Source organism: Rhodococcus sp. IC4_135, assembly GCF_011602025.1.
Taxonomy (GTDB): domain Bacteria; phylum Actinomycetota; class Actinomycetes; order Mycobacteriales; family Mycobacteriaceae; genus Rhodococcus_F; species Rhodococcus_F baikonurensis.
The window spans coordinates 1-255 of record NZ_JAAOLG010000165.1; the positions used below are offsets into that span (position 1 = coordinate 1).

Sequence of the window (255 nt, forward strand, 5' to 3'; positions counted from 1 at the left end):
TGGGATCGGGGACAGGAATGGCCGCGCACGAGCGCATCACCGCAGCACTCGACCTGCCCGTCTACTTTTGCGCCCCGCATCATCCGTGGCAACGAGGGACGAACGAAAATACGAACGGGCTCCTGCGGCAGTACCTGCGCAAGAACGCTGACCTGCGCACTTTCAGCCAGGAGGACCTGAATTCGATCGCGGCGAGACTCAACGATCGGCCTCGTCGGGTGCTCGACTGGGACAGTCCACGCCAACGAGAAGACC

Annotated in this window: 1 protein-coding gene; it reads left to right on the forward strand. The window is 62.7% G+C overall.

All coding sequences use genetic code 11. The annotated features are described in order from the left end of the window. A partial coding sequence (locus G8767_RS35470; protein ID WP_166814327.1) for an IS30 family transposase occupies nt 1–255 on the forward strand: 255 nt, incomplete at both ends.